Here is a 609-nt window from a genome sequence, read left to right as displayed (position 1 = left end):
CAAACACGCTCGCTTGCGTAGGCATCTTCACATGCCTGCAGGTCGATGACTTGATCCAGGTCGGGGTCGTAGACAACCACCGAAAACCCGGGCCGAGCGGCGCCGCGCTCGTGGCGTAAAGCCCCCAGTCGTTTCTCAGTGGATGCCAAGTGATTACCGTCCACCACCCGAACCTGCCAACCCGGCAGCATCGCCGTGCAACCCAACTCCTTGATGGTTGGAGCCAGGCGCTGCGCACAGCCCGTGACCAGGGCGCGCAACAGAGCTGGCTCGGTACGACTGATCTTGTCGTAGAGGGCCGCCAGGCTAACAGGAAGATCTTCCAGTTGCCGCGCCGCGGCGTGCAGGGATGGCTTCAAACCCAATGAAACAAGGGACATCAGCTTGATGATGGTCGAGAACAGTAGCTCACGAGAATACTGCCGTTGCCGATGTTCTTCGAAGACCTGATCGACCCACTCAGGGGCAATAGCGTGCTCCAGCGCCAATTTGGCCATAACGCTGGCAGGTGCTTTTTTCTCGAAACGCTCCAGAACATCGGCCCACATCGTTCGGGTATCCCTGATAGAAACTTCAGAAGATTTTACCTAAGACCTTGAAAGGGATGGC

The 609-nt window shown here is 57.6% G+C and carries 1 protein-coding gene; it reads right to left on the bottom strand.

Translation table 11 applies throughout. From position 1 onward, the window contains the following. Nucleotides 1-497: transposase (locus tag AC30D7_RS28750; RefSeq protein ID WP_490136331.1), on the bottom strand; the 497-nt coding region annotated here is incomplete at its 3' end. Between the last annotated feature and the right edge of the window lie 112 nt (nt 498-609).

The sequence above is a fragment of the Pseudomonas sp. DF5 genome (genome assembly GCF_058148225.1).
The sequence above is the reverse complement of the archived record's forward strand: the minus strand, read 5'-3'. Positions and strand labels throughout refer to the sequence as shown.